The organism is Nonomuraea zeae (assembly GCF_005889725.1).
Lineage (GTDB): Bacteria > Actinomycetota > Actinomycetes > Streptosporangiales > Streptosporangiaceae > Nonomuraea > Nonomuraea zeae.
In genome coordinates, this window is the sequence record NZ_VCKX01000185.1 from 1 (window position 1) to 25,216 (window position 25,216).

Sequence of the window (25,216 nt, forward strand, 5' to 3'; positions counted from 1 at the left end):
AAAAGTGGTTGAATCCCAACCAAAAAGGAATCCATCAAGAATCCGAAAACCCTTGACGGGGTTATGCATGGTTAATCATGCACTGGCTTTTAACACACTGTTGAGTTCTCAAGAAACGGACGCGTACTTCCTTGCCAGGATCTTGGATCCTGCCGCAGAGGCGCACTTACCGTCTTCGCCATCTTATCAGGCCCGCCGATTTGGTGTCAAATCCGGAGACTTGCTGAAACCCGGTCAAACCTGGCTAGGATGGTGCGCCCCGGTCGTGGGGCAACCCTCGTAACTTACCGTGTCATCCTGCGCTTGTCGAATCAACCGGTTTTTCGGCGATCCGCAGCGCGCACGAAAGACGATTCGTGCTGGAGCGCGCCGAAGCGACTCCGCCGAGTGGCTCGTCATTTCAAGGGGCTTTGCCCTGGGGCCCGTCCGCCTGGATCGGCGTCCGGCTCACTCCCGGGGCGAAGTGAAAGATTAGGTCGGGATCCACGAGACGTCAAATCGCCTCGCCCGAAAGCGGACGTCCCTGTTGGCCGGCGTCTCAGTAGGCGGCGCCGCTGTCGATATTGCTGCAGGAGGAGATGGGCGGCTGCGGCACAGGTCACGCAGGTGGTCCCGGCGATTAGAGGCCGCGCCCATGACCCCCGTCGGAGACGCCCAGTCCTCCGTCCTTGTCGCGTCCTTTAACTCTTGCTGCGGCCTTAACTCTCGTCGTGGAGGTCGATGGTGTCCGAGAGGGATTCCGAGAGCGATGTCGCGCGCAGGGTCCCCGGCCCGGTCTCGGGTTCTGCCACCAAAGGTTCCCGCCCCGAGACTCCTGCCCGGAAGTCTCGGGTCCTGAAGTCTCGGGTCCGGAGGCGTCGGATCCGGAGGCCACGGTTTGGGAGGCCTCGGGTCCGGAGGCGTCGGTTGGAAGGTGGCTGGGCTCCGAACCTGGTTCGTAGGTCCCTACCTCGGGGTGACTGGTCCGAAGGCATGGCGGGGAGGCCCAGGTCCTAGGGGCTCCACCTTGGGGGTCCCGGCTTGGAGGTCCCCGGCGCCAGGAGCTCCTGTCGGAAGGCTCCTGGCTCGGGGATCTCTTGGTCCGGAGGTCCTGGCACGAGAGGCCTGGTCCGAACCTGGTCCGAGTCTGGTCCGGGCCTAGAGATCCCGGCGCGGGCATCCCGGCGCGGGCATCCATGCAGCACAGGTAGTTCAACAGGCGGACCAGGATGGTTCTGGGAGAGCTGGATCGCGGTCAGAGCTCTGCTGTAGCGCGGGTGATCGCTTCGCCGCAGCGGGTCAGCAGGTCGCGCAGCGTCGTTCGCTCCTCGGCGCTGAGCTCGGCCGCGATCGACCGCTCGACCACCAGCGCCCGCTCGTCGGCCGCCTGCAACGCCGCGCGTCCGGTCTCCGTGAGCCGGGTCTCCAGGACGTTGCGATGCCAAGGATGCGGGGAGCGCTCCACGAACCCCCGTTCCTCCAGGTTCTTGAGCACCACGGTCATGGCCTGCGGGGTGACGAGGCACGCCCGCGCCAGTGCGGCGCCGGAGATCCCCGGGCTGTCCGCCAGTGCGAAGAGTGCCGCGTACTGGGGGACGGTCAGGCCCGCGGGACGTACGGCCACCTGCTTCGCGGCGATCAGGGCCTGCTCGGCGCGCTTGATGTCCAGTCCGAGCCGTTCCTCTGCGGGCATCCCCATATCCGGGAGCGTACAACCTCATATGGTGATTCGAGGATTGATGGTCATCAAAGCTTTGATACGGTGCTGAGCGTCATCGGAACTGAAGGAGCGGCGTGATGATTCCTGAGAGCCACCTCGACCTGCTGAGCCGGCCGTTGTTCGCCCACCTGGCGACGATCGGGCCGGACGGGGCTCCGCAGGTGAACCCGGTGTGGACGGTCTGGGACGGAGAGTTCCTGCGGTTCACGACCACGATGGACCGCAGGAAATGCCGAAATGTCGTGGAAAATCCGCGCGTTGCGGTCTCCATCAACGACCCCGACCAGCCATACCGCTACCTGGAGATCCGTGGCATGGTCGAACGCGTGGAGCCCGATCCGTCGGGCGACTTCTTCGACGTGCTGGCCAACCGCTACGGGCTGGAATACGAGCGGCCGGTCGGCGACGCGGACCGGCGGGTGGTGATCGTGGTGAAACCGACGCACGCCACCTCGCAGTGACCCCGAGGCAGTGACCCCGGGGCAGTGACCCCGAGGACGATCGTGAGGTGTGCGGGAGGTGAGCGCGGGAGTGGGTGCGACGGCGGCGATCGGGGTGCGGGATCACTGCGGGTGGGCGATGCTGGTGGCGATCGCGGGCGGGCCCGGCGCGCCTCAGGTGCTGCGGCGTGAGCGAGTGTCGCTGCTCGACGACCCCGCCCTGCCCGATCAGCCCTATCACGCCGCCGCCGGGCTCCCGCTCGACTCCGCGAGGGAGCTGATCGCCCGTGTGGAGCAGTGCGCTCGGAGGTCGGCGCACGACGCGCTCGCCTCGGCCGTGCACCAACTGGCCCAGGACGGCCACGACGTCGCCGGCATCGCGCTCGACCTGGGCGCGGTCGGTGCGGGACGGATGACGTTGCCCGGCGAGCTGGCCACGGTGCTGAGCAAGCACCACTACCTGCACGGAGCCGAGGGCGAGCTCTATCACGAGGCGCTGGTGGAGGCGGCCCGCTGTGCCGGGCTGGCGGTCAGCCGCTACGACTTCAAGGAGTTGAGGGGGATCGCCGCGAGGCAGCTCGGCCTGGGTGTGGTGGAACGGGTGGACGGGCTGCGGTCTCAGGTCGGCTCGCCGTGGACGCGCGATCACAAGGACGCCGCCCTGGCCGCTCTCCTGCTGCTCGACGGCGGATCCAGCTAAGGCCGGCTGAGGCCGGCTGAGGTACGCCGCATCTCTCCTCGCCGCCCCAATTCCTTAAGGGTCTGCGATCCCGCTGCTCGACGACCAAGCCGCCGCTCCGGGTCCGCCGCACCTCCGCGACACCCGGCCCGCTCGACACGCACGCCTACACCTGCCCAACGCCCGAGCCGCTTGAACACCCGCCGCACCTCCACGACGGCCGAGCTCCTTGAGGCCTTGCCGTGCCCTATCAACGGCCAAGCGGGCTGAGGCCCGCTACACCCACCCGATGCCCACGCCGCCCGAGGTCGTAGCTGCCCGACGGCGCACGATCGCCGGTCAGGAGCCGAGTGCCACCCCTTGCGCGAGGGTTCGCACCTGGTCCGGCGACTCGAACACCTCCGCCGCCATCCCCGCCTCCCGCGCAGCCAGCACGTTCGCCTCATTGTCGTCGAAGAACAGCACGTCCTCCGGCGTCGTCCCCATCCGCCCCGCGCAGATCTCGTACGCCCGCCGCTCCGGCTTGGCCACCCCGATCCGGCACGAGTACGTCAACGCCGCGAACCGCCCCAGCCAGTCCCCGTGCCGCGTCTCCCAGATCGGCACCAGCTCATGGATGATGTTCGACAGCAGGCCCAGCCGGTGCCCCCGGTTCGCCAGCTCGTGCACGACCTCGACCATCTCGGGATCGACGTGGCACCAGCTGTCCAGGTCGGCGTCGATGAGCGCCGGCACGTCCGCGAAGCCGGTGCCGAGCCGCTCGGCCACCGCGCCCCAGTACGCGGCCCCGTCCTGGCCCGCGTCGTACGGCGGGCGGCACGCCCAGTACGCCTCCCAGAACGGCTCCTCCGGCACCCCCGCCAGCTCGACGATCCGCCGCCGCGCCGCGGGCGACTGGACGCGCGCGATCACCCCGTAGAGGTCGAACACGATCACATTCGCCATATAGCCGACCCTATGCCGCGTATCCTGCCCCGGTGACCACTGCCGCCACGCTCGCTCCCCCTGCCCGCCCTGCCCAGCGTCATCGCACGTCAGCCCCTTGGTGGATGGCGTTGCTCTCGGGTGTCGCGGCGTTCTCGGGCACAGGATCGTCCACCCTGAACGGCGACGAGCTGGCCACCATCAGCGCCGCCTCCCGGTCGCTGTCCGGAATGTGGGAGCTGGCCCGGCACATCGACGGTCACTTTCTCCCGTACTACCTGTTCATGCACTTCTGGGCGATGGTGGGCACGGCGGAGCTCTGGCTGCGGCTGCCGTCGGCGATCGCGATCGCCGTGGCGGCCTGGCTCCTGGTCGACCTGGGCAGGCGGCTGCACTCCACCAGGGCCGGGGTGATCGCGGCCGCGCTCTTCGCAATCCTGCCGTCGGTGTCCTACTACGGCGCGTTCGCCCGGTCTTATGCCTTCGCTGCCGCGGCGGTGGTGTTCTCGTTCTGGGCGTTGCACCGGGCGCTCGAAAGGTCGGATGGCAGGCGCTGGGTGGCCTACGGGGTGGCGATCGCGCTCGTGTGCGCCACGCACCTGTTCGCGGTGCTCGTGCTGCCCGCCCAGCTCGTGCTGGCGCGGCGGGCCGTGCTGGTGCGAATGCTGGCGGCGCTGGCCGCGGGGTGCGTGCCGGCGGTGGTGCTGGGACTGGTGGGGTACGGCGAGCGGCACGCGATCAGCTGGATCCCGCAGCGGGGGCCGGAGGTATGGCTGAAGTTCCCGAAGATGGCGGCGGGGGCGACCGGGCTCGGGGTGCTGCTGTTCGTGCTGGCCGTGGCCGGAGCGGTGCTGCTGTGGACCTCCGCCCGGAGAGGCCGCGACGGCGCGGCCCAAGAAGCACAGGGGCGCGCCCCGGCGGACGGCTCGGCAGGCGGCCTCGCGGTCGACCCGGCAGGTGGCTCGGCCCGCAGCCTGGCGGGCGGCCCGGCAGGTGGCTCAGCCCGCAGCCTGGCGGGCGGGATTGCAGGCACCCGACCCCACCACTGGGTGTTCGCGCTGGTGGGGTGGCTGGTCTTGCCGCCGCTGCTGCTGCTCGCCGTCTCGCAGCTGGTGACCCCCGTCTACGTGGACCGGTACCTGTTCGTGACCGCCCCGGCGCTGGCGCTGCTGGCGGGGCTCGCCGTGGCGGCACTCCCCCGGTTCCACGTGGTGGCCGGCGTGCTGGTCGTGCTGCTCGGGTGCGGGCTGGCGATCCCCGACCACCTTGAGGTACGCGATGAGAACGGGCGTTTCGAGAACATCCCGTGGGCCCTGCGGGTGGTCAAGGCCGAGCCCGATGACGCGATCGTCTACGGCCAGAGCCAGGTGCGTTCGGGGTTCGAGTACTACGCCGACTCCGCCATGCCCGTGGACGTGCTCAAGACGGGTGACACACCCGACCCCGACGGCTTCGGCTATCCGGAGCGCTCCGATGTATCGGCGGCGTTGAAGGGGCACGAGCGGGTCTGGGTGATCTGGCGCGGGACGAAGCAGTCAGGGCTGGAAGGCGACGGGGTGCCGCGGGTGCAGGAGGTGGAGCGGGCGGGGTTCGAGCTCACCTCGGCCAAGCACTCCGCCGACCTGCCCGGCCTGACCGTGGCCCTGTTCACCCGCCGCTGAACCGCCGGCACACAGCGACACAAAGCGGCACACAGCGGCACGCCGGCCGCGGCGAAGCGCCGAGAGCGGGCCCCTCCGTAAGAAGGAAGGCCCGCTCCGCGGATCAGGTCGGCGGTCAGCCGACCTCGACCCCGCCGATCGACTTCTTGCCGCGCCGCAGCACCAGGAACCGCCCGGCCAGCAGGTCGCAGGCGGAAGGCGCGTAAGCCTCGTCGGTGATCTTGACGTTGTTGAGGTACGCCCCGCCCTCCTTCACCGCCCGCCTGGCCGCCGACTTGGACTCCACCAGCCCGCTGTCGGCCAGCAGGTCGACGAACGTGGCGCCGAGCTCGCCGACCTTGGCCTTGGGGACCTCGGCGAGCGCGGCCTCCAGCGTGGCGGCGGGCAGCTCTTCCAGCGCACCCTGGCCGAACAGCGCCTTGGAGGCCGCCACGACCGCGTCGAGCTCCTGCCGGCCGTGCAGCAGCTCGGTCAGGTCCTCGGCCAGCATCCGCTGCGCCTCGCGGGCGAAGGGCCGCTCGGCGACGGCCTTCTCCAGCGCCTCGATCTCCTCGCGGCTCCTGAAGGTGAACACCTTGAGGTAGTGGATCACGTCACGGTCGTCGGCGTTGAGGAAGTACTGGTAGAAGGCGTACGGCGAGGTCATCGCGGGGTCGAGCCAGAGGGCGCCGCCGGCCGTCTTGCCGAACTTGGTGCCGTCGGCCTTGGTGATCAGCGGCAGGGTGAGCGCGTGGACGTGCCCGCCCTCGATGCGGCGCACCAGGTCGGCGCCCGCGGTGATGTTGCCCCACTGGTCGCTGCCGCCGATCTGCAGCGTGCAGTCGTAGCGGCGGAACAGCTCCAGGTAGTCGTTGGACTGCAGGATCTGGTAGCTGAACTCGGTGTAGCTCAGCCCCTCCCCCGACAGGCGCGCGGAGACGGCCTCCCTGGCCAGCATCCGGTTGACCGGGAAGTGCTTGCCGATGTCGCGCAGGAAGTCGATCGCGCTCAGCTCGCCGGTCCAGTCGAGGTTGCTGACCATGAGGGCGGCGTTCGGCTGGGCGTCGAAGTCGAGGAAGCGGCCGACCTGGCCGCGCAGGCGCTCCACCCACTCGGCGACGATCTCGCTGGAGTTGAGCGAGCGCTCGGTGTTGCGCCCGCTCGGGTCGCCGATCAGGCCGGTGGCGCCGCCGACCAGGCCGATCGGGCGGTGCCCGGCGAGCTGGAAGCGACGCAGCGTGAGCAGCGGCACGAAGTGGCCGACGTGCAGCGAGGGAGCGGTCGGGTCGAAGCCGGAATAGACCGTGATCGGTCCCTTGGCCATAGACGCGCGCAGGGCGTCGAGGTCGGTGGACTGGGCGATCAGGCCTCGCCACGCGAGGTCATCGAGAATGTCGGTCACGGTGCCGGCTTTCCTAGACGTTGGACATTGAGGTACTACAAGCGTGCCCGATCGCCCGGGGTGACCGCCACTTGGATACTCTCTGTCTCCATGTGGAGGGTCCGTCGCGAGCTGGCCGTTTTCAAGATCTTAGGGGCTTTGGTGTGTGCCGGGCTCGCCGTCTACTGGTGGGCCGGGAACGACGTGCGAGGCGTCATCCTGGCCGTGCCCGCCGCCGTTCTGCTGGGCGCGATGGGGCTGCGTGACGTGCTCGCCCCCGTACGCCTGGCGGCCGACGAGAGCGGCATCACCGTGGTGCACGGATATGTGGGCCACCGGCACGTGCCGTGGGAGGCCATCGAGGACATCAAGGTGGACGTGCGCAGGCGGTGGGGGCGGCGCAGCGAGATGCTGGAGATCGACACCGGCGACTACCTGCACATCTTCAGCTCTCACGACCTCGGCGCCGCGCCCACGGAGGTGGCCGCGGCGTTGCGGCGCCGGGGCGTGTGAGCCCGGTACGGCGAGACGGTCGGGTCGCCGTCGATCCAGAACCGCCACGGCGTCTCCTTCGCCGTCGAGATACCGGTGCGCGGACCTGACCTGATCGCGGCGCTGTCCGGCGTCAGGCCCGCCAGCACCGTGACCGAATCTCTGGGCCGCCCGGCGGGCGAGCCTTCCAGGACGGCGTCGAGGCCGTTGTGCTCGCGCAGCAGGCCGAGCGCGACGGCCAGCCTGGCGGGGCCGCGGGCCAGGTCGCGGTCCGCCACGGGCTTGCCCGACGAGCGGCGGGCGCGGGCCGTCTCCAGGCCGGAGACCACCTCGCCCGCCCGCAGCAGCACGGCCGCGCCCGAGCCTTCGGACAGGCAGACCAGGTTGGCGCAGAAGTGCATGCCGTAGGTGAAGTACACGTACAGGTGCCCGGGCGGCCCGAACATGACCGCGTTGCGCGGGGTCTTGCCCCGGTAGGTGTGGGCCGCCGGGTCCTCGCCCGGCCCGCCGTACGCCTCGACCTCGGTCAGGCGCACGGCGACCCGGCCGTCCTCGTCGGCCAGGCCGTCAGGCGCGAGACCGCCGTGCACGAGGACGCGCCCGAGCAGGTCGGGCGCGACCTCGTGCGACGGCCGGTCGAAGAAACTCCGCGGCAGCGCGGCGGAGCTCAGCTCCCCGACGCCCATGCCGCCTGTGCGTCGACCGCCTCGCGCAACGCGATGAGCTGGTCGCGGACGCGGTCGGGCGCGGTGCCGCCGTGGGCCTTGCGCGCGGCCAGCGCGCCGGGCACGTTGAGCACGTCGCGCACGTCGGGGGTCAGGTGCGGCGACACCTTGACCAGCTCGTCGTCGGTGAGGTCGCCGAGGTCCTTGTCGTTGACCTGGCACCACACGACGAGGTGGCCGACCGCCTCGTGGGCGTCGCGGAAGGGCACCCCGCGCCGGACGAGCAGCTCGGCGAGGTCGGTGGCGAGCGCGAACCCGTCGGGGGCCGAGGCCTCCAGGCGGGCGGTGTTGACCCGCATGGTGGCCACGAGTCCGGCCACCGCGGGCAGGACCAGCAGCAGCGTGTCGACCGCGTCGAACACCGGCTCCTTGTCCTCCTGCAGGTCGCGGTTGTAGGTCAGCGGCAGGCCCTTGAGCGTGGTCAGCAGCGACATCAGGTTGCCGATGAGGCGGCCCGACTTGCCGCGGGCCAGCTCGGCCACGTCGGGGTTCTTCTTCTGGGGCATGATCGACGAGCCGGTGGAGTAGGCGTCGTCCATCTCGATCCAGCGGAACTCCTGCGAGGCCCACAGGACGATCTCCTCGCCCAGCCGCGACAGGTGCACGCCGATCATGGCCGCGTCGAACAGGAACTCGGCCGCGAAGTCCCGGTCGGCGACGGCGTCCATCGAGTTGGGGGCCGCCGAGTCGAAGCCCAGCTCCTGGGCCACGGCCTGCGGGTCGAGCGGCAGCGACGAGCCCGCCAGCGCGCCGGCCCCGAGCGGGGAGACCGCGGCGCGTTTGTCCCAGTCGGTGATCCGGTCGATGTCGCGGGCGAAGGCGTGCACGTGGGCCAGCAGCTGGTGGCCGAACGAGACCGGCTGCGCGTGCTGCAGGTGGGTCATGCCGGGGGCCGCCGTCTCGGCGTGCTCGGCGGCCTGCGCCATCAGCGCCGTCTCCAGCTCGACCAGGCGCGAGACGATCGTGCGGGCGTGGTCGCGCAGATACAGGCGCAGGTCGGTGGCGATCTGGTCGTTGCGCGAGCGGCCGGCGCGCAGCTTGCCGCCGAGCGAGCCGAGCCGCTCCAGCAGCCCCCGCTCCAGCGCGGTGTGCACGTCCTCGTCGGCGACCGTCGGCCGGAACTCACCCTCCTTGCAGGCCCGCTCCAGGTCGTCGAGCGCGCCGATCATGCGCTCGAGCTCCTCGTCGCTCAGCAGCTCCGCCTTGTGCAGCACCCGGGCGTGCGCCCTGGACGCCGCCAGGTCATAGGGCACCAGCCGCCAGTCGAAGTGCACACTCACCGACAGCCGGGTCAGCGCGTCGGCGGGGCCTCCTTCGAAACGCCCGCCCCACAGCCGCATCGGCTTGCCATCACTCACCGTCATCTCCTCCGTTTCCCCCGCGACCATAGTGCATTCAACCTTTCTTGGCGTCACGCGCAGCCGCGATCTTGGCCGGGAGCGAGAACAGCTGGACGAAGCCCTTTGCAAGGGACTGGTCGAAGGTGTCGCCGGTGTCGTACGTGGCGAGCGAGAAGTCGTACAGGGACTGCTCGGAGCGGCGGCCGGCGACGGTGGCCTTACCGGCGTGCAGCGTCATCCGGATGTCGCCGGTGACGTGCTTCTGCGCCTCGGCGATGAGGGCGTCCAGGGCGGTCTTCAGTGGCGAGAACCACAGGCCGTCGTAGACGAGCTCGCTCCAGCGCTGGTCCACGCCGCGCTTGAAGCGGGCCAGGTCGCGCTCGACGGTGACGTTCTCCAGCTCCATGTGCGCGGTGATGAGGGCGATCGCGCCGGGCGCCTCGTACACCTCGCGGGACTTGATCCCGACCAGCCGGTCCTCGACCATGTCGATCCGGCCGACGCCCTGGGCGCCCGCGCGCTTGTTCAGCTCGTCGACGATCTCGAACGCGGTCAGCTCCCGGCCGTCGAGCTTGACCGGTACGCCCTGCTCGAAGGTGATGACCACCTCGTCGGCCGGGCGCGGCTGCGCCGGGTCGGCGGTGTAGGAGTAGACCTCCTCGGTGGGGCCGTTCCAGATGTCCTCGAGGAAGCCGGTCTCGACGGCGCGGCCCCAGAGGTTCTGGTCGATGGAGAACGGGTTCTTCTTCGACGTCTCGATGGGCAGGCCCTTGGCCTCGGCGTACTCGATGGCCTTGTCGCGCGTCCAGGCGAAGTCCCGGGCGGGGGCGATGACCTGGAGGTCGGGGGCGAGCGCGGCCAGGCCGGCCTCGAAGCGGACCTGGTCGTTGCCCTTGCCGGTGCAGCCGTGGGAGACGATCGTGCCGCCGAACTGCTTGGCCGCCGTCACCAGGTGCTTGACGATGAGCGGGCGCGACAGGGAGGAGACCAGCGGGTAGCGGTCCATGTAGAGGGCGTTGGCCTGCAGGGCCGGCACGCAGAAGTCGGCGGCGAACTCCTCCTTGGCGTCCACCACGACCGACTCGGCGGCGCCGCAGTCCATGGCGCGCTTCTGGATGATCTCCATGTCCTCGCCGCCCTGGCCGAGGTCCACGGCGACGCAGATCACCTCGGCGTCCATCTTCTCGGCGAGGTACGGGATGGCGACTGAGGTGTCCAGGCCCCCTGAATACGCGAGCACTACTCTTTCGGACATTTTCCAAACTCCAGCTTCAAAGTCTTGTGACGATCGGGAAAGCCCACCCGCGAGTGGGCTAACTACGTCGCTCGGTCAGCTTCAGCAGCGCGTCGGCGACGGCCTGCCCGCCCGTCGGATCGCGGCTGATGACGAGGATCGTGTCGTCGCCCGCCACCGTGCCGAGTATCGACTTCCAGTCGGCGTGGTCGATGGCGGAGGCCAGGAACTGGGCGGCGCCGGGAGGCGTGCGGACGATGACCAGGTTGGCCGAGGCCTCGGCACCGACGAGCAGCTCCTCCGCGATCCGGTGCAGCCGCGCGGCCGGGGACTCGCCGGTGCCCAGCCGCGCAAGGGGGATGCGCGCGCCGCCCTCGCCGGGCAGCGCGTACACCAGTGAGCCGTCCTCGGCGCGCAGCTTGAGCGCGCCGAGCTCGTCGAGGTCGCGCGAGAGCGTGGCCTGGGTGACCTCGACGCCGCTCTCGGAGAGCAGCTTGGCCAGCTCGGGCTGGGAGCGTACGGCCTGGCGCTGCAGCAGGTCGGTGATCTTCGCCTGCCGCGCCGCCTTGGTCATCGGAATCGTCATGAGTCCTTCGGCCTCAAGACGGGCTCGCCGGCCCCATCGGCGTGGCCGGGCTCGGCCGGGTGCGAGACCAGCCAGTGCAGGAGCGCCTTCTGGGCGTGCAGCCGGTTCTCCGCCTGGTCCCAGACCACGCTCCGGGGGCCGTCGAGGACGTCGGCGGTGATCTCGTAGCCGCGGTAGGCGGGCAGGCAGTGCAGCACGATCGCGTCGGGCGCGGCGTGCTCCAGCAGCTCGGAGTTCACCTGGTACGGCATGAGGGCGGCCACCCGCTCCTCCTTACCGTCCTGGCCCATCGAAACCCACGTGTCGGTGGCGATCACGTGCGCGCCCTGGGCGGCGGCCACGGGATCGGACAGCGCGATCACCGAGCCGCCGGTGCGGGCCGCGATGGCCGCGGCCCGGTCGAGGATGACCGCGTCCGGCTGGTAGCCGGCCGGGGCCGCGATGCGCACGTGCATGCCGGCGGTGGCGCCGCCGAGCAGGTAGGAGTGGGCCATGTTGTTGGCGCCGTCGCCCACATAGGTGAGCGTGAGCCCGGCGGGGCCGCCCAGCCGCTCCTGCACGGTCTGCAGGTCGGCGAGGATCTGGCAGGGGTGGAACTCGTCGGTGAGCGCGTTGACGACCGGCACCCGCGAGTGGGCGGCCATCTCCTCGATGAGCTCCTGGCCGGTGGTGCGCCAGACGATGGCGGAGACCTGCCGGTCGAGCACCCTGGCGATGTCGCCGGTCGGCTCGCCGCGGCCCATCAGCACCGAGACGTTGTCCACGATGAGCGGCAGGCCGCCGAGCTCGCCGATGCCGGCGTGGAAGGAGATCCTGGTCCTGGCCGACGGCTTGTCGAACAGGACGGCGACGGTCTGCGGGCCCTCGAACGGGCGGTAGCCGAAGCGGTCCTTCTTCATGGCGGCGGCGAGCTCGAGCACCTCGGCCTGCTCGGCGGGCGACAGGTCGTCGTCGCTCAGGAAGTGCCTGGTGCTCACTTCGCCGCCTCCGTCAGGATCGCGGGGTAGGCGGCCAGGAAGGCGTCCACCTCGTCCGCGGTCACGATCAGCGGCGGCGCGAGGCGTACCGCGTCGGGCTGGAGCGCGTTGACCAGGAAGCCGGCGTCCGCGGCGGCCTTCTGCACCTCGGCCGAGCGCGGCTCGCGCAGCACGGTGGCCAGCCACAGGCCGCGGCCGCGCACGCCCTTCAGCAGGGGGTGGCGCAGGTCCTCCAGGCCGGCGCGCAGCCGCGCGGCGACCGACTTGACGTGGTCGAGGTCGAGGGTGCCGAGCACCGCCAGGGCCGCGGCGCACGAGACCGGGTTGCCGCCGAACGTGGAGCCGTGGTCGCCCTTGTCGAACAGGGTGCCCGCGTCGCCGAAGCCGATGCAGGCGCCGATCGGCATCCCGCCGCCCAGGCCCTTGGCCAGGGTCAGGATGTCGGGGATGACGCCGTCGGCCTGGTGGGCGAACCAGTGGCCGGTGCGGCCGATGGCGGACTGGATCTCGTCGGCCACGAGCAGGGCGCCGGTGGAGTCGCAGATCTCGCGGGCGGCCTCGAAATAGCCCTCCGGCGGCGGGACCACGCCGGCCTCGCCCTGGGTGGGCTCCAGGAAGACCGCGATGCAGTCTCCGGTCACGGCCTCCTTGAGCGCGCCGGCGTCGCCGTAGGGGACGAAGCGGACGTCCACCGGGAACGGGCCGAACTGGTCGCGGATGGCCGGCTTGCCGGTCAGCGACAGGGCGCCGATCGTGCGGCCGTGGAAGCCGTTCTCGGTGGCGACGAAGTAGGAGCGGCCCTCGCGCCGGCCGTACTTGAGCGCGAGCTTGTAGGCGGCCTCGTTCGCCTCGGTGCCGGAGTTGGCGAAGAAGATCCTGGCCGGGGCGTTCAGCAGGCCGAGGAGCTTCTCGGCGAGCAGGACCTCGGGCTCGTGCAGGAACAGGTTGCTGGTGTGGGCGATCGTGGCGACCTGCTTGGAGACGGCCTCGACCAGGGCGGGGTGGGCGTGACCGAGCGAGCTGGTCGCGATGCCGCCGATGAAGTCGAGGTATTCCTTGCCGTCCACGTCCCACACGCGGCTGCCCTCGCCGCGCGCCAGGGCGACCGGGGGGACGCCGTAGTTGGGCATGAAGGCCTTTTCGAACCTCTCGTACAGGCTCATCAGGGCATCACCATCGTTCCGATTCCCTCATTGGTGAAGATCTCCAGCAGGAGTGAGTGGGAGACGCGTCCGTCGAGCACGTGTGCCTGCGGGACGCCGCCCTGCACCGCCGTGAGGCAGGCCTCCATCTTGGGGACCATGCCGCTCGACAGCGTGGGCATCATCGTCTCAAGCTCCGTGGAGGTGAGCAGGTCGATCACGTCCGTGTCGTCGGGCCAGTTCGCGTAGAGGCCTTCGACGTCGGTCAGGACGATGAGTTTGTGCGCCTGGAGCGCCACGGCCAGTGCGGCCGCGGCGGTGTCGGCGTTGACGTTGTAGATCTCGCCGTCCTCGCCCCTGGCGACGCTGGAGACGACGGGGATGCGGCCGTTGTCGAGCAGGGCGTGCACCGCGCCGGGGTCGACCTTGATGATCTCGCCGACCTGGCCGATGTCCACGGGCACGCCGTCCACGACGGCGTGCTTGCGCTCGGCGGTGAACAGGTGGGCGTCCTCGCCCGACATGCCGACCGCGAACGGACCGTGCCGGTTGACCAGGCCCACGATGTCGCGGTTGACCTGGCCCGTGAGGACCATCCTGACGACCTGCATGGCCTCGGGCGTGGTGACCCGCAGCCCGGCGGTGAAGGTGGACTCGATGCCCGCCTTGTCGAGCGCGTCGCTGATCTGCGGGCCGCCGCCGTGCACGACCACCGGGCGCAGGCCCGCCTGGTGCAGGAAGACGACGTCCTCGGCGAAGCCCTCCTTGAGCTTCTCCTCGGTCATCGCATTGCCGCCGTACTTGATGACGATGGTCGCGCCGTGGAAGCGGGTCAGCCACGGCAGCGCCTCGATCAGCGCCTCGGCCTTGCTCTGCGCGGTGGTGAGCCTCATGAGGAGTACGCCGAGTTCTCGTGGACGTAGTCGGCCGTCAGGTCCGTGGTGTGGATGGTCGCGGTGTGGGGGCCCGCGGACAGGTCGATGGTGATCGTCACGTCCCTGGGGCGCATGTCCACCTTGGCGCGATCGTCGCCGACCGCGCCGCCCCGGCAGATCCAGATGCCGTTGATGGCCACGTTGAGCCGGTCGGGCTCGAACGCCGCGTCGGTGGTGCCGACGGCGGCCAGGACGCGGCCCCAGTTGGGATCCTCGCCGTGGATGGCGCACTTGAGCAGGTTGGAGCGCGAGACCGCCCGGCCGACCGTGACCGCGTCGGCCTCGGAGGCGGCGCCGACGACCTCGATGGCGATGGCCTTGGAGGCGCCCTCGGCGTCGACCAGGAGCTGCCTGGCCAGGTCGGCGCAGACCTCGGTGACCTTCTGCTCGAACTCCGCCAGGTCCGGCTTGATCCCCGAGGCGGCGCTGGCCAGCAGGAGCACGGTGTCGTTGGTCGACATGCAGCCGTCGGTGTCGAGCCGGTCGAACGTCGTGGAGGTGGCCCTGCGCAGCGCGGCGTCGAGCTCCTCGCTGGTCAGGTCGGCGTCGGTGGTGATCACGCAGAGCATGGTGGCCAGGCCGGGCGCGAGCATGCCCGCCCCCTTGGCCATCCCGCCGACGGTGTAGCCCTCCGCGCGGCGGAAGGAGATCTTGGAGACGGTGTCGGTGGTGCGGATGGCGTCGGCGGCGGCCAGGCCGCCGTCGCGGGAGAGCTGGGTGGCGGCGCTCTCGACGCCGGACAGCAGCTCGTCCATCGGCAGCCGCTCGCCGATCAGGCCGGTGGAGCAGACCGCGATCTCGCCCGCGGAGTCCTCCAGCACCCCGGCCGCCTTCTCGGCGGTGGCGTGCGTGTCCTGGAAGCCCTCGGGGCCCGTGCAGGCGTTCGCGCCGCCGGAGTTGAGCACCACCGCGCGCAGCCGCCCGCCCGCGAGGACCTGCTGCGACCACAGCACGGGAGCGGCCTTCACGCGGTTGGCGGTGAAGACGCCCGCGGCGGCGCGGCTGGGCCCGTCGTTGACGACCAGGGCCAGGTCACGGGCGCCGCCGGATTTGATTCCGGCGGCCACACCCGCGGCTCTGAAACCCAGTGGGGCGGTAACACTCATGGAGCAACTCCTGTCAGGGGGAGGCCGAGCTCTTCCGGCAGGCCGAGGGCGAGGTTGACGCTCTGGATCGCGCCTCCGGCCGTGCCCTTGGTGAGGTTGTCGATGGCGATGACGGCGACCACGCGGCCCGCGCGCTCGTCGAGCGTCACCTGCAAGGCGGCGGTGTTGGCGCCGTAGGTCATGGAGGTGGCCGGCCAGGTGCCCTCGGGCAGCAGCCTGACGAAGGGCTCGCCCTTCAGCGCGACCTCGTACGCGGTCCGCAGCGACTCCTTGGTGACGCCGGGCGCGGCGGGGGCGCTGCAGGTGGCGAGGATGCCGCGGCTCATGGGGGCCAGGGTCGGGGTGAAGGAGACGCGTACGGGCCCGCCCGCGACGCTCGTCAGGCCCTGCTCCATCTCGGGGGTGTGCCGGTGGGTGCCGCCCACGCCGTACGCGCTGACCGAGCCCATGACCTCGCTGCCGAGCAGGTTCGGCTTGAGCGACCGGCCGGCGCCGCTGGTGCCGCTGGCGGCCACCACGACCACGTCGGGCTCGGCCAGCCCCGCGGCGAAGGCCGGGGACAGGGCGAGCAGCACGGAGGTGGGATAGCAGCCGGGGACCGCGATGCGCGTCGTCTTGCGCAGGATCTCGCGCTGGCCGGGCAGCTCGGGCAGGCCGTAGGGCCAGGTGCCGGCGTGCTCGCCGCCGTAGAACTCCTGCCAGGCGGCCGGGTCGGCGAGCCGGTGGTCGGCGCCGCAGTCGACGACGACCGTCTCCTCGCCGAGCTGGGCGGCCACGGCGGCCGAGTGCCCGTGCGGCAGGGCCAGGAAGACGACGTCATGCCCGGCCAGGGTGTCGGCGGTGGTGTCCTCGATGACTCGGTCGGCCAGCTGCGGCAGGTGGGGCTGGTGCGCGCCGAGGCGCCCGCCGGCACTGGAGGCCGCGGTGAGGGCGCCTATCTCGAGCTCGGGATGGCCGAGCAGGAGTCGGAGCAGCTCACCTCCCGCGTAGCCGCTGGCTCCCGCGATCGCTGCCCTCATTCAGCCCTCCTGCATAAACATGCATGCTTGCTCATGACCTTGCTTGCCTGTGAAGATGATGCACTCCAGAGGATGAATATGCAAGCTCGCACAGCGGAGACGACCACATGGTGAGATCGATTCCCCCGGGCGGGCGCGTCCAGTCCTCTGCAGGTAAACACCAAGTGGTAGTAGAGATGATCGGCACATGAGCGAGTTATTACCCGATGTCCAGTTTGTCACCCCTGCGGGCGGAAGAAGGGGTGGGCCGGGGCCGGTGGGCCGCGCCGTCCTGGTGCTGCTCTGGCTGGCGATCGGGGTCCTGCCGACGGTGTTCGCGGTGCCGGATTTCGAGCTGGCCACCGGGCGGACTGGGACGCCGGGGACGTTGCGCGTGCTGTCCTGCGAGTCGCTGGGCAAGGGACGCTACGACTGCAAGGGGACCTTCACCCCCGATCCCGGTCGCGGCTCCACCGTCATGGTGGACGCCTCGCCGGACTCGGAGGCGGGGGACGTGCTGCGGGCGCAGCTCACGCCCGCCGGCGACCGCGCCGTGCCGGCCGGGACCAAGGGGGTGCTGGCCGCCACGACGCTGCCCGCCGTCGGGCTGGGCGGGCTCGGGTTCCTCCCTTACGTGCTGATGTACTGGGCCGGAGCGCGGCGGGGGCGCCGGCTCGCCGTGGCCGGTGGCGTCCTGGTCACGGCGGCCGGGGGCGTGCTGATGGTCGTGGGCCTGGTGGCGGCGTACTCGTGAGCCGCCACACCGGCCTGGCCCCGGGCGCGCCCTACGGGCGGCGCCAGGGGCCGGTGATGGCCAGGACGTGGCCGGGCGAGTAGATGTTGGCGAACATGATCGAGCCGTCGGCGTTGAACATGGGCCCGGCGAACTCGCTGTTGTTCAGCTGGTTGCGGGCCAGGGCATAGGACTCGCCGCGCGCGGTGACGCCCACCAGGTGGCTGAGCCCGTCGCCGTCCTCGGCCAGGATCACGCCGCCGTACGGCGAGAGCGCGATGTTGTCCGGCCCGTCGAAGTGCGTGTCCTGATCCGGGTCGGGGTTGACGCCGAAGATGGTCTTGAGCGTGATCGTCTGGCTGCGCGGGTCGTAGAACCACACCTGCCCGTCGTGCTCGTTGACGCTGCCGTCGGACGCGCGGGCGAAGCTGGCCACGAAGTACGCTCCCCCGTCGCCCCAGTAGGCCCCCTCCAGCTTGCGCGACCTGGTCACCTGGTCGTCGGCGAACTGGGCGCGTACCGAGACCGTGCGGGCGTCGCGGTCGGGGACGTCCACCCAGCGCACCCGGTACCTGGTGCCCGGCGCGGTGGCCTCCGACAGGTCGGCGATGTGCCGGGAGCCGCGGTAGCAGGTCATCGCCTGCAGCCGGCCCGCGGTGTCCCCGCCCGAGGAGAGCGCCAGCTCGCGCAGGGCCCCCTTGCGCCCGCGGAAGCCCTTGGGGGGCAGCCAGCGGAAGTAGAGCCCGTGCGGCGCGGTGGCGTCCTCGGTCAGGTAGATCACCGAGGTACGCGGATCGACGGCCACGGCCTCGTGCGCGTAGCGGCCCAGGAACTTCAGCGGCACCGGGCCCTCGTTGGCCCGCCGGTCGAAGGCGTGCACCTCGAAGACGTAGCCGTGGTCGCGCTGGTAGACCGAGTCGGCGCGCTGCTCGGTCTCCTCGCAGGTCAGCCAGGAGTCCCAGGGCGTCAGGCCGCCCGCGCAGTTGTTGTGGGTGCCGGCCAGGCTGACGTACTCGCCCCGGCGCTCGCCGCCTCGGCCCGTGACGATGGTCGTGGTGCCGCCGCCCGCGGCCGGGTCGTAGGTCAGCCCCGGCAGGGCGGGTACGCGGTAGGGCTCGCCGCCGATGATCTCGTGGTTGCAGATCAGCGTCGATCCCGACCTCGTGGCGAAGCAGGCCATGCCGTCGGGGTCGCTCGGCGTGGGCTCGCCGCTCTCCAGCGACGTGACGCCCGCCTCCGCGACGATCCGGTAGGAGAATCCGGCGGGCAGGGCGAGCAGCCCCGCCGGGTCCGGGACGAGCGGCCCGTACCCCGCGGGGGCCTGGGTTGCGGCCCTGGCGGCGCCGGGGCCCGCGATGGCCTCGACGCTGCCCGCGAGGACGATGCCGAGACCTCCGGCGGCGCTGTGGCTGAGGAACGAACGACGGGACACCGGTGCGGACACGGGACATCGCCTCCAGCTTTGAGGGGTGCTGCCTGCTGGTTTCGTTCGATGTCTTCCACCCGAACACCCGGTGAATGCGTGGTGAACGGGTCATCCGTATTTCCCGTTGCGGAACGGCAGGTGCGGGCGCGAAAAGGCGCGCGGGATAAGGCGCGTGGGAAAAGGCGCGCCCAAAAAGGGCGGGCCGCCACCCCCGGCGGGGTGGCGGCCCGGGGATCAGCGCAGGAAGGCGGCGGCCACGCCCGCGTCCACCGGCACGTGCAGGCCGGTGGTGTGGGTGAGGTCACTGCCGGTGAGCGCGAAGACGGCCGCGGCCACGTGCTCGGGCAGGACCTCCCGCTTGAGCAGGGTCCGCTGGGCGTAGAACTCGCCGAGCTTCTCCTCCTCCACCCCGTAGACGGCCGCCCGGTTGGCGCCCCAGCCGGAGGAGAAGATGCCGGAGCCGCGTACGACGCCGTCGGGGTTGATGCCGTTGACGCGGACGCCGTGCGCGCCGAGCTCGGCGGCCAGCAACCGGACCTGGTGGGCCTGGTCGGCCTTGGCCGCGCCGTAGGCGACGTTGTTCGGGCCGGCGAAGACGGCGTTCTTGGAGGAGATGTAGACGATGTCGCCGCCCATGGCCTGGTCGATCATGACCTTGGCGGTCTCGCGGGAGACCAGGAACGAGCCCCGCGCCATGACGTCGTGCTGCAGGTCCCAGTCCGCCAGGGTGGTCTCCAGCAGCGAGCGGGACAGCGACAGGCCGGCGTTGTTGACCACGAGGTCCACGCCGCCGAAGGCGAGCACGCCGGCGCGGACGGCCGCGGCGATCTGCTCCTCAGACGTGACGTCCACCCCGACGGCCACGGCCACGTCGGAGACGCGGTAGGCGGCGGCGCCGAGCTCGGCGGCGACCTTCTCGGCCGCGGCCACGTCGCGGTCGGCGACGATCACGCACGCGCCCTCGGCGGCCAGGCGGCGCGCGGTGGCCGCGCCGATGCCCGAGCCGCCGCCGGTGACCAGCGCGACGCGCGTGGCCAGCGGCTTGGGCTTGGGCATGCGGCGGAGCTTGGCCTCCTCCAGCTCCCAGTACTCGATGCGGAACTTCTCCGACTCGGGGATGGGTGCGTACGAGGAGACGGACTCGGCGCCGCGCATGACGTTGATGGCGTTGACGTAGAACTCGCCGGCCACCCTGGCGGTCTGCTTGTCCTTGCCGAAGGAGAACATGCCGACGCCGGGCACCAGCACGATCGCCGGGTCCGCGCCGCGGATGGGCGGCGAGGCGGGCGTGGCGTGCCGCTCGTAGTAGGCGGTGTAGTCCGCGCGGTAGGCGGCGTGCAGCTCGCGCAGCCGCTCGGCCGCCTGCTCCAGCGGCGCGTCCGGCGCCAGGTCCAGCACGAGCGGGGCGACCTTGGTGCGCAGGAAGTGGTCGGGGCAGGACGTGCCCAGCGCGGCCAGGCGCGGGTGCTCGGCGCGCGAGACGAAGTCCAGCACCTCGGGGGTGTCGGTGAAGTGGCCGACCGTGCGGACGTCGGTGGAGGCCAGGCCGCGGATCACCGGGAACAGCGCGGCGGCGCGGGCGTGCCGCTCGGCCTCCGGCAGCGTCTCGTGCACCACGGCGCCGAACGGGTCGGGACGGCCGTGCTCGGCCAGGTACGCCTCCGCGGTGCGGATGATCTCCAGCGAGCGGGACTCGCACTCCTCCGACGTCGCGCCCCAGGCGGTGATGCCGTGGCCGCCGAGGACGCAGCCGATCGCCTGCGGGTTCGCCTCCTTGATCGCGGCGATGTCGAGGCCGAGCTGGAAGCCGGGCCGCCGCCACGGCACCCACACGACCCGGTCGCCGAAGACCCGGCCGGTCAGCTCCTCGCCGTCGGCCGCGGTGGCGATGGCGATGCCGGCGTCGGGGTGCAGGTGGTCCACGTGCGCGGCCTCGACGAGCCCGTGCATGGCGGTGTCGATCGACGGGGCCGCCCCGCCCTTGCCGTGCAGGCAGTAGTCGAACGCGGCGACCATCTCGTCCTCGCGCTCCACGCCCGGGTAGACGCCGGTGAGCGCGCGCAGCCGGTCGAGGCGGAGCACCGCCAGGCCGGACTCCTTGAGCGTGCCGAGGTCTCCGCCCGAGCCCTTGACCCAGAGCAGCTCGACCTGCTGGCCGGTGACCGGGTCGGGCGCGGCGCCCTTGGCCGAGGTGTTGCCGCCCGCGTAGTTGGTGTTACGCGGGTCGGCGCCCAGGCGATGAGAGCGTTCCAGCAGTTCGTTGACGGTGTTGTCAGCATCCATGATGTTGCTAGGCCCCCCAGCCGGCCTGCTGGCCGCCGACGCGTTCGGCGGCGATCTTCTCGAAATATCCGGACTTGGCGTACGCGGCCATCGGGTCGGGCGCGAGACCCAGCTCGGTGCGCAGCTCGGCGAGCAGCGGCCGCACGTCGGTGTTGTAGGCGTCCATGAACACGGCGTTGGCGCCGAGCACGTCGCCCTCGGACTGGGCGGCGGCCAGCGCGTCCCGGTCCACCAGCAGGGCCTTGGCGGTGGCCTCCTGGACGTTCATGACCGAGCGGATCTGGCCCGGGATCTTGGGCTCGATGTTGTGGCACTGGTCGAGCATGAAGGCGACCCCGGTCTCGGGGTCGAACCCGCCGCCCCTGACGACCTCGTACATGATGCGGAAGAGCTGGAACGGGTCCGCCGCCCCCACCATCAGGTCGTCGTCGGCGTAGAAGCGGGAGTTGAAGTCGAAGCCGCCGAGCTTCCCCTCGCGCAGCAGGAACGCCACGATGAACTCGATGTTGGTGCCCGGCGCGTGGTGGCCGGTGTCCACGACGACCTGCGCCTTGGGGCCGAGCTTGACGCAGTGGGCGTAGGCGGTGCCCCAGTCGGGCACGTCGGTGGCGTAGAAGGCGGGCTCGAACAGCTTGTACTCCAGCAGGAAGCGCTGGCCCTCGCCGAGCCGGTCGTACACCTCCGACAGGGACTCCGCCAGCCGGTCCTGCCGGGCGCGGATGTCGTCCTGGCCCGGGTAGTTGATGCCGTCGGAGAACCACAGCTTGAGCGTGTCCGAGCCGGTGGCGTCCATGATGTCCACGCACTCCAGCAGGTGGTCCGTCGCCTTGCGCCGGACCCCGGCCGATGGGTGGGTCACGCTGCCGAGCATGTAGTCGTCGTCTTGGAAGACGTTGGAGTTGATCGCTCCGATGCCGACGCCCAGCTCGCCCGCGTGCCTGGCCAGGTCGGCGTAGTCGTCCACCTTGTCCCACGGGATGTGCAGGGCGACCGTGGGCGCGATCCCGGTGTAGGCGTGCACCTGGGCGGCGTCGGCGAGCTTCTCGTACGGATCGCGCGGCACCCCCTTCTGGGCGAACACCTTGAACCTGGTGCCGCTGTTGCCGTACGCCCAGGACGGCGTCTCGATGTGCTGGGCCCTCAACGCGGCCTTGATGTCAGTCATTACTCCCCGATCAATCCAGGTGGAACACTTCGTCCAGCGGGTGCATGCCCTCGTCGGGGCGCCCGTCGAGGCTCTCGAAGAACGGCGCCATCTCCGCCTGCCAGCGGGCGTTGACCTCGGTCTCGGCCATGGCCTTCTTCGCCGCCTCGAAGTCTTCGGTCTCCAGGTAGCCCACGAGCAGGCCGTCGTCCCTGAGGAAGAGCGAGTAGTTGTGCCAGCCGGTGCGCGCGAGCGCCTCTCGCATCTCCGGCCAGACCTCCCCGTGGCGTGCGCGGTACTCCGCCAGCCGCTCTGGGCGGACTTTCAGCAGGAAGCAGACGCGTTGCACGGACAACTCCCTTCAAAACGTTTTAATCTGTCGCGAGGAAACTATGATTACTGATGCTCTGTGTCAATGCGAAGCCCGCCCCCGATGCGGCGGAGGGCTCGCTCGGGGGCGGTGACACGTTTTAATCCATCATCCGGTGATTTGATCGCCCACCAGGGCGAGGTTCTGGATGGCGGCCAGGCCGTAGAGCGCCGTGGTGTTGGTGGAGACCCAGGCCGCCTCGTCGGTCGGGTTGAGGGTGGTGGCGACCTTCTCCGACTTCCACGGCAGGTTCGGGGCGTAGCCGTCGCCGGTGGCGAACTCCGTCCAGGCGCGGGCGGCCAGGTCGGCGCGCCGGAGCCGGACCGACGCGTACGCGGTGAGCCGGGAGTGGCCCTGCCTGAGTATGAGGTTGCCGAAGTTCGCGCCCGTCTCGGCCTCCTGCTCGGCCTTCGTGGCGTTGAACAGGCGGCAGTACTGCAGCCACGCCCGCTCGAAGTCCGGCATGTCGATCAGGTCGATCAGCTCGGCGCAGATCTCGACCTGCCCGAACATCGCCGACAGGTGCGAGACCGACACCTTCTTCGCCGCGGGCGCGAACTCGCCGGTGCTGAGGTTGTACAGGCCCTCGCCGGTCACGAACCCGTTGGGCATGGCCGCGATCGTGCGCATGGTGGCCTTGAGCTTCCTCTCCGCGACCGGGTCCCCGCCGCGCTCCCACTCGGTGAGCCAGGCCGCGGCCAGGCCGCTCCAGTCGGTGCCGAGGCCGATGGCCAGGGCCTGCGGGTCCGGCGTGTACGGCTCCGTCCGGATCTTGCGCAGCGGGTCGATCGCCAGGAACGTCTTGTCCGAGTCGACCAGCGAGCGCATCAGGTCGCCGGTGCGCTCGTCGGCGGTCAGGTAGTAGAAGATCCGCCGGTAGACGGCCGTCGAGATGCGCTGCTGCTTGGCGCTGCAGCCCCAGTGCTGGACGTTGTGCCGGGTGCCGAGCCCGGACCACGGGCCGAGGTGGTAGACGTCCACCTCGCCGGTGTGCCTGGTCATCGCCTCGGCGAACCTGAACACCTCGGACCGGCCCGAGCGCAGGTAGGCGTACCAGAGCCACAGGTCGGGCGACAGCTCCGAGTTGTCCCAGGCGTAGCCGCCGACGTCGTAGCGCCACACGTGCCGGTCCTCGTCGAAGGTGTGCATGATGTCGCCGTAGTCCCAGAAGCCGTACCAGTGCCGCTGTTCGACCTGCTTGCGGTAGTAGTCGAAGAGGAAGTCGAGCCGGTCCTCGATGGTCTTCCTCTCCGGCGTCGACCGGTCCACCGGGCTGAACAGGCCGCCGAACACCTTGGCCGCCGCCAGGTGCGCGGGCGGCGCGACGATCAGCGGCGGCGTCCGCACGGCGTCGGCCATCGCGGCCAGCCTGGCCGCGTCGGGCGTGGCGCCCACGGCCCAGAACGTCAGCTCGGTGGTGCGGGCGATGCCCAGCGGCGTGCCGAACCCCGGCTCGTAGTCCTCGTAGGTGATGTTGAGACCCTCGATCTGCTCGGGGTAGGTGTCCTGGCCGAGCCCGTCGTGGTAGAAGCGGGTGTCCATCGGCCCGGCCTCCGGCGACCAGAGCCAGACGGTGGCCTCGGCCTCGTCGGTGGCGGCCCCGCGGATGTCGAGCTGGGTGGGGTGGCGCTGCCAGAAGTCGCGCATGCCGAAGGCGAGCCCGCCGCTCGTCCCGCCCACGTAGCCGAAGCCGGCGGCCCGCCTGCCCTGGTCGACGGCGACCCAGCCGTAGCCCTTCCTGGTGCGCTTCTTGAGCGTGAAGCCCTCGGAGGACAGCTGGGCGAGCGTGTAGTCGCCCCAGTCGGGGATCAGGTGCAGCCGGCTGCTCACGCGGGTGTCCCAGGTGGCGACCTCGGGCAACCGCCGCCCGGCCACCTGCGCCTGCCTGACGGCCAGGCCGGGGTCGCGGCGCAGGCCGGTGATGCCCTTGACGGCCTCGGTGAGCAGGCCGTGCCCGTCACCGGCGAACCTGACGTGCCGGTTGTACGCCTCGTCCCGCATCGGGACCAGGAAGCGAACGCCGAGCCCGGCGACGAAGTCGTGCTGCCCGTCGCGGTCGAACACGAACGTGTGCGTCATCCGCACGCTCTCCGCGCCGGCGTAGAAGTAGAGCCTGACCGTGAACGGCAGCCACGACCTGCCCTTCTTCGAGGTGTGGCGGCCTTCGATCCGGACGACCGCCCGGATCGGCCCCGACTGCTCGACCTCTGCCTTGGCGATGTCGCTGAGGTAGGAGTCGACCTCCACCGTCCGGTCGTCGCCGTCGTCGATCCTGGCCTGCCGGAGGCTGACGAGCCGGCCCTTGCGCGCGATCTCGGTCTCGCCGCGCCAGATCTGGCTGATCAGCTCGCTGCCGCTCTTGCGCACGCGGGCGCGGATCACGCCGGTGTCGATGTCCACGTACTGCTTGTTGTCCTCGACCCTGACCGGCTCGGCGGCCGCGGCCGGCGTGCCGGGCCGCAGCGTGTACGTCTCCGCGGCCGGCACGCCGGGGCCGATCGCGTGGGCGGTCCACTTCAGCGTCCCGTCGGGCCAGTAGGCGAGCGGCCAGGTCTGCACGGGCACGGCCTGGCCGCCGGCGGCGGTGAGCGCGAACGCCTGCTCCTTCGCCACGGCGCCCTTCGGCCAGGGGACGCCCCACGTGGTGCCGGGGGCCTCGGCCGGCCTGTCCTCCAGCCAGCTCAGCGTGACGTCGGGGACGGCGAGGGCGGCTAAGCCGGGTGACTCCAGCATCGAGACCAGCGGGGCGGCGGCTCCGGCCGCGGCCATTCCCTTGAGAGCGTCTCGTCGCGAAATTTCGGACACGTGCACCTCCGTACGGGAAGGGGCGCCTTCGGCGGCGCCCCGGGGGGTGACCGGGACCGGCGTGCGACCCCGGGAAGCGCTTTCCCAACGGCCGGAGATCTCCGCTGGTTCGTGCGCCCGGCCCACCCCCCGCCGGGGCGAGGGGTGGGGCTCGGGG

General features: G+C 71.0%; 22 protein-coding genes. 5 read left to right on the forward strand and 17 right to left on the reverse strand.

From position 1 onward, the window contains the following. Window positions 1-1,234 precede the first annotated feature (1,234 nt). Entirely contained in the window at window positions 1,235-1,678 is a 444-nt protein-coding gene (locus ETD85_RS41145) for a MarR family winged helix-turn-helix transcriptional regulator (protein WP_206059177.1), read from the reverse strand. Window positions 1,679-1,776: 98 nt separating this feature from the next. On the opposite strand from ETD85_RS41145, the gene ETD85_RS41150 reads away from it, so the two are divergent. Both ETD85_RS41150 and ETD85_RS41155 read left to right on the forward strand, forming a co-directional pair. Next, window positions 1,777-2,160: a PPOX class F420-dependent oxidoreductase gene (locus ETD85_RS41150; protein WP_138695273.1), complete on the forward strand. Its 384-nt coding sequence runs from the start codon at window positions 1,777-1,779 to the stop codon at window positions 2,158-2,160. Between the two features lie 58 nt (window positions 2,161-2,218). Continuing rightward, complete coding sequence (locus tag ETD85_RS41155; protein ID WP_138695254.1) at window positions 2,219-2,839, forward strand: hypothetical protein; 621 nt, start codon at window positions 2,219-2,221, stop codon at window positions 2,837-2,839. Between the two features lie 318 nt (window positions 2,840-3,157). On the opposite strand, the gene ETD85_RS41160 is transcribed toward ETD85_RS41155, so the two are convergent. Continuing rightward, complete coding sequence (locus ETD85_RS41160) at window positions 3,158-3,763, reverse strand: HAD family hydrolase (protein ID WP_138695255.1); 606 nt, start codon at window positions 3,761-3,763, stop codon at window positions 3,158-3,160. Window positions 3,764-3,867: 104 nt separating this feature from the next. Between ETD85_RS41160 and ETD85_RS66180 the strand changes: the two genes are divergently transcribed. Further along, window positions 3,868-5,403 (forward strand): glycosyltransferase family 39 protein, encoded by a 1,536-nt coding sequence (locus tag ETD85_RS66180; protein WP_240779757.1) that lies wholly within the window; start codon window positions 3,868-3,870, stop codon window positions 5,401-5,403. 115 nt (window positions 5,404-5,518) lie between these two features. Here ETD85_RS66180 and tyrS read toward each other — a convergent pair whose 3' ends face one another. Beyond that, window positions 5,519-6,784 (reverse strand): tyrosine--tRNA ligase, encoded by a 1,266-nt coding sequence (gene tyrS / locus ETD85_RS41175; protein ID WP_138695256.1) that lies wholly within the window; start codon window positions 6,782-6,784, stop codon window positions 5,519-5,521. 90 nt (window positions 6,785-6,874) lie between these two features. Here tyrS and ETD85_RS41180 point away from each other — a divergent pair, with 90 nt between their 5' ends. Continuing rightward, entirely contained in the window at window positions 6,875-7,276 is a 402-nt protein-coding gene (locus tag ETD85_RS41180; RefSeq protein ID WP_138695257.1) for a PH domain-containing protein, read from the forward strand. On the opposite strand, the gene ETD85_RS41185 is transcribed toward ETD85_RS41180, so the two are convergent. The 9 genes from ETD85_RS41185 to argC are packed head-to-tail and all read right to left on the reverse strand — an operon-like array spanning window position 7,216 to window position 16,319. Continuing rightward, the gene (locus ETD85_RS41185; protein WP_138695258.1) at window positions 7,216-7,941 is read right to left on the reverse strand and encodes a DNA-3-methyladenine glycosylase; all 726 of its coding nucleotides are present in this window, start codon (window positions 7,939-7,941) and stop codon (window positions 7,216-7,218) included. The genes ETD85_RS41180 and ETD85_RS41185 overlap by 61 nt on opposite strands. Beyond that, complete coding sequence (gene argH, locus ETD85_RS41190) at window positions 7,923-9,344, reverse strand: argininosuccinate lyase (protein WP_138695259.1); 1,422 nt, start codon at window positions 9,342-9,344, stop codon at window positions 7,923-7,925. Before argH ends, ETD85_RS41185 begins: the two co-directional genes overlap by 19 nt. 31 nt (window positions 9,345-9,375) lie before the next feature. Then, window positions 9,376-10,575 (reverse strand): argininosuccinate synthase, encoded by a 1,200-nt coding sequence (locus tag ETD85_RS41195; protein ID WP_138695260.1) that lies wholly within the window; start codon window positions 10,573-10,575, stop codon window positions 9,376-9,378. Between the two features lie 58 nt (window positions 10,576-10,633). Beyond that, window positions 10,634-11,140, reverse strand: a complete 507-nt coding sequence (locus ETD85_RS41200; RefSeq protein ID WP_138695261.1) for an arginine repressor — start codon at window positions 11,138-11,140, stop codon at window positions 10,634-10,636. After that, the gene (gene argF / locus ETD85_RS41205) at window positions 11,137-12,117 is read right to left on the reverse strand and encodes an ornithine carbamoyltransferase (RefSeq protein ID WP_138695262.1); all 981 of its coding nucleotides are present in this window, start codon (window positions 12,115-12,117) and stop codon (window positions 11,137-11,139) included. Before argF ends, ETD85_RS41200 begins: the two co-directional genes overlap by 4 nt. Continuing rightward, a complete protein-coding gene (locus tag ETD85_RS41210; RefSeq protein WP_138695263.1) occupies window positions 12,114-13,280 on the reverse strand; it encodes an acetylornithine transaminase in 1,167 nt (388 codons plus the stop codon). The genes argF and ETD85_RS41210 overlap by 4 nt, the downstream gene beginning before the upstream one ends. Beyond that, window positions 13,280-14,152: an acetylglutamate kinase gene (gene argB / locus ETD85_RS41215; RefSeq protein WP_138695264.1), complete on the reverse strand. Its 873-nt coding sequence runs from the start codon at window positions 14,150-14,152 to the stop codon at window positions 13,280-13,282. The genes ETD85_RS41210 and argB overlap by 1 nt, the downstream gene beginning before the upstream one ends. Beyond that, window positions 14,149-15,300 carry a bifunctional glutamate N-acetyltransferase/amino-acid acetyltransferase ArgJ gene (gene argJ / locus ETD85_RS41220; protein ID WP_138695265.1) on the reverse strand — a complete coding sequence of 384 codons (1,152 nt, stop codon included), beginning with the start codon at window positions 15,298-15,300 and terminating at the stop codon, window positions 14,149-14,151. The genes argB and argJ overlap by 4 nt, the downstream gene beginning before the upstream one ends. After that, on the reverse strand, window positions 15,297-16,319 hold the full coding sequence (argC, locus tag ETD85_RS41225; RefSeq protein ID WP_138695266.1) for an N-acetyl-gamma-glutamyl-phosphate reductase: 1,023 nt from the start codon (window positions 16,317-16,319) through the stop codon (window positions 15,297-15,299). Before argC ends, argJ begins: the two co-directional genes overlap by 4 nt. Window positions 16,320-16,575: 256 nt before the next feature. Here argC and ETD85_RS41230 point away from each other — a divergent pair, with 256 nt between their 5' ends. Continuing rightward, window positions 16,576-17,052 (forward strand): hypothetical protein, encoded by a 477-nt coding sequence (locus ETD85_RS41230; protein ID WP_240779758.1) that lies wholly within the window; start codon window positions 16,576-16,578, stop codon window positions 17,050-17,052. A 31-nt stretch (window positions 17,053-17,083) separates the two neighbouring features. Here the strand turns inward: ETD85_RS41230 and ETD85_RS41235 are convergent, their stop codons facing one another. The 5 genes from ETD85_RS41235 to ETD85_RS41255 all read right to left on the reverse strand — a co-directional run bounded on the left by ETD85_RS41235 (window position 17,084) and on the right by ETD85_RS41255 (window position 25,059). After that, window positions 17,084-18,475 carry an alkaline phosphatase PhoX gene (locus ETD85_RS41235; RefSeq protein ID WP_240779759.1) on the reverse strand — a complete coding sequence of 464 codons (1,392 nt, stop codon included), beginning with the start codon at window positions 18,473-18,475 and terminating at the stop codon, window positions 17,084-17,086. A gap of 216 nt (window positions 18,476-18,691) precedes the next feature. After that, entirely contained in the window at window positions 18,692-20,740 is a 2,049-nt protein-coding gene (locus ETD85_RS41240; protein ID WP_138695268.1) for a bifunctional aldolase/short-chain dehydrogenase, read from the reverse strand. 7 nt (window positions 20,741-20,747) lie between these two features. Beyond that, a complete protein-coding gene (rhaI, locus tag ETD85_RS41245) occupies window positions 20,748-21,905 on the reverse strand; it encodes an L-rhamnose isomerase (RefSeq protein WP_138695269.1) in 1,158 nt (385 codons plus the stop codon). A 10-nt stretch (window positions 21,906-21,915) separates the two neighbouring features. Beyond that, on the reverse strand, window positions 21,916-22,233 hold the full coding sequence (locus ETD85_RS41250; protein WP_138695270.1) for an L-rhamnose mutarotase: 318 nt from the start codon (window positions 22,231-22,233) through the stop codon (window positions 21,916-21,918). A 129-nt stretch (window positions 22,234-22,362) separates the two neighbouring features. After that, on the reverse strand, window positions 22,363-25,059 hold the full coding sequence (locus ETD85_RS41255; RefSeq protein WP_138695271.1) for an exo-rhamnogalacturonan lyase family protein: 2,697 nt from the start codon (window positions 25,057-25,059) through the stop codon (window positions 22,363-22,365). Window positions 25,060-25,216: the final 157 nt, after the last annotated feature.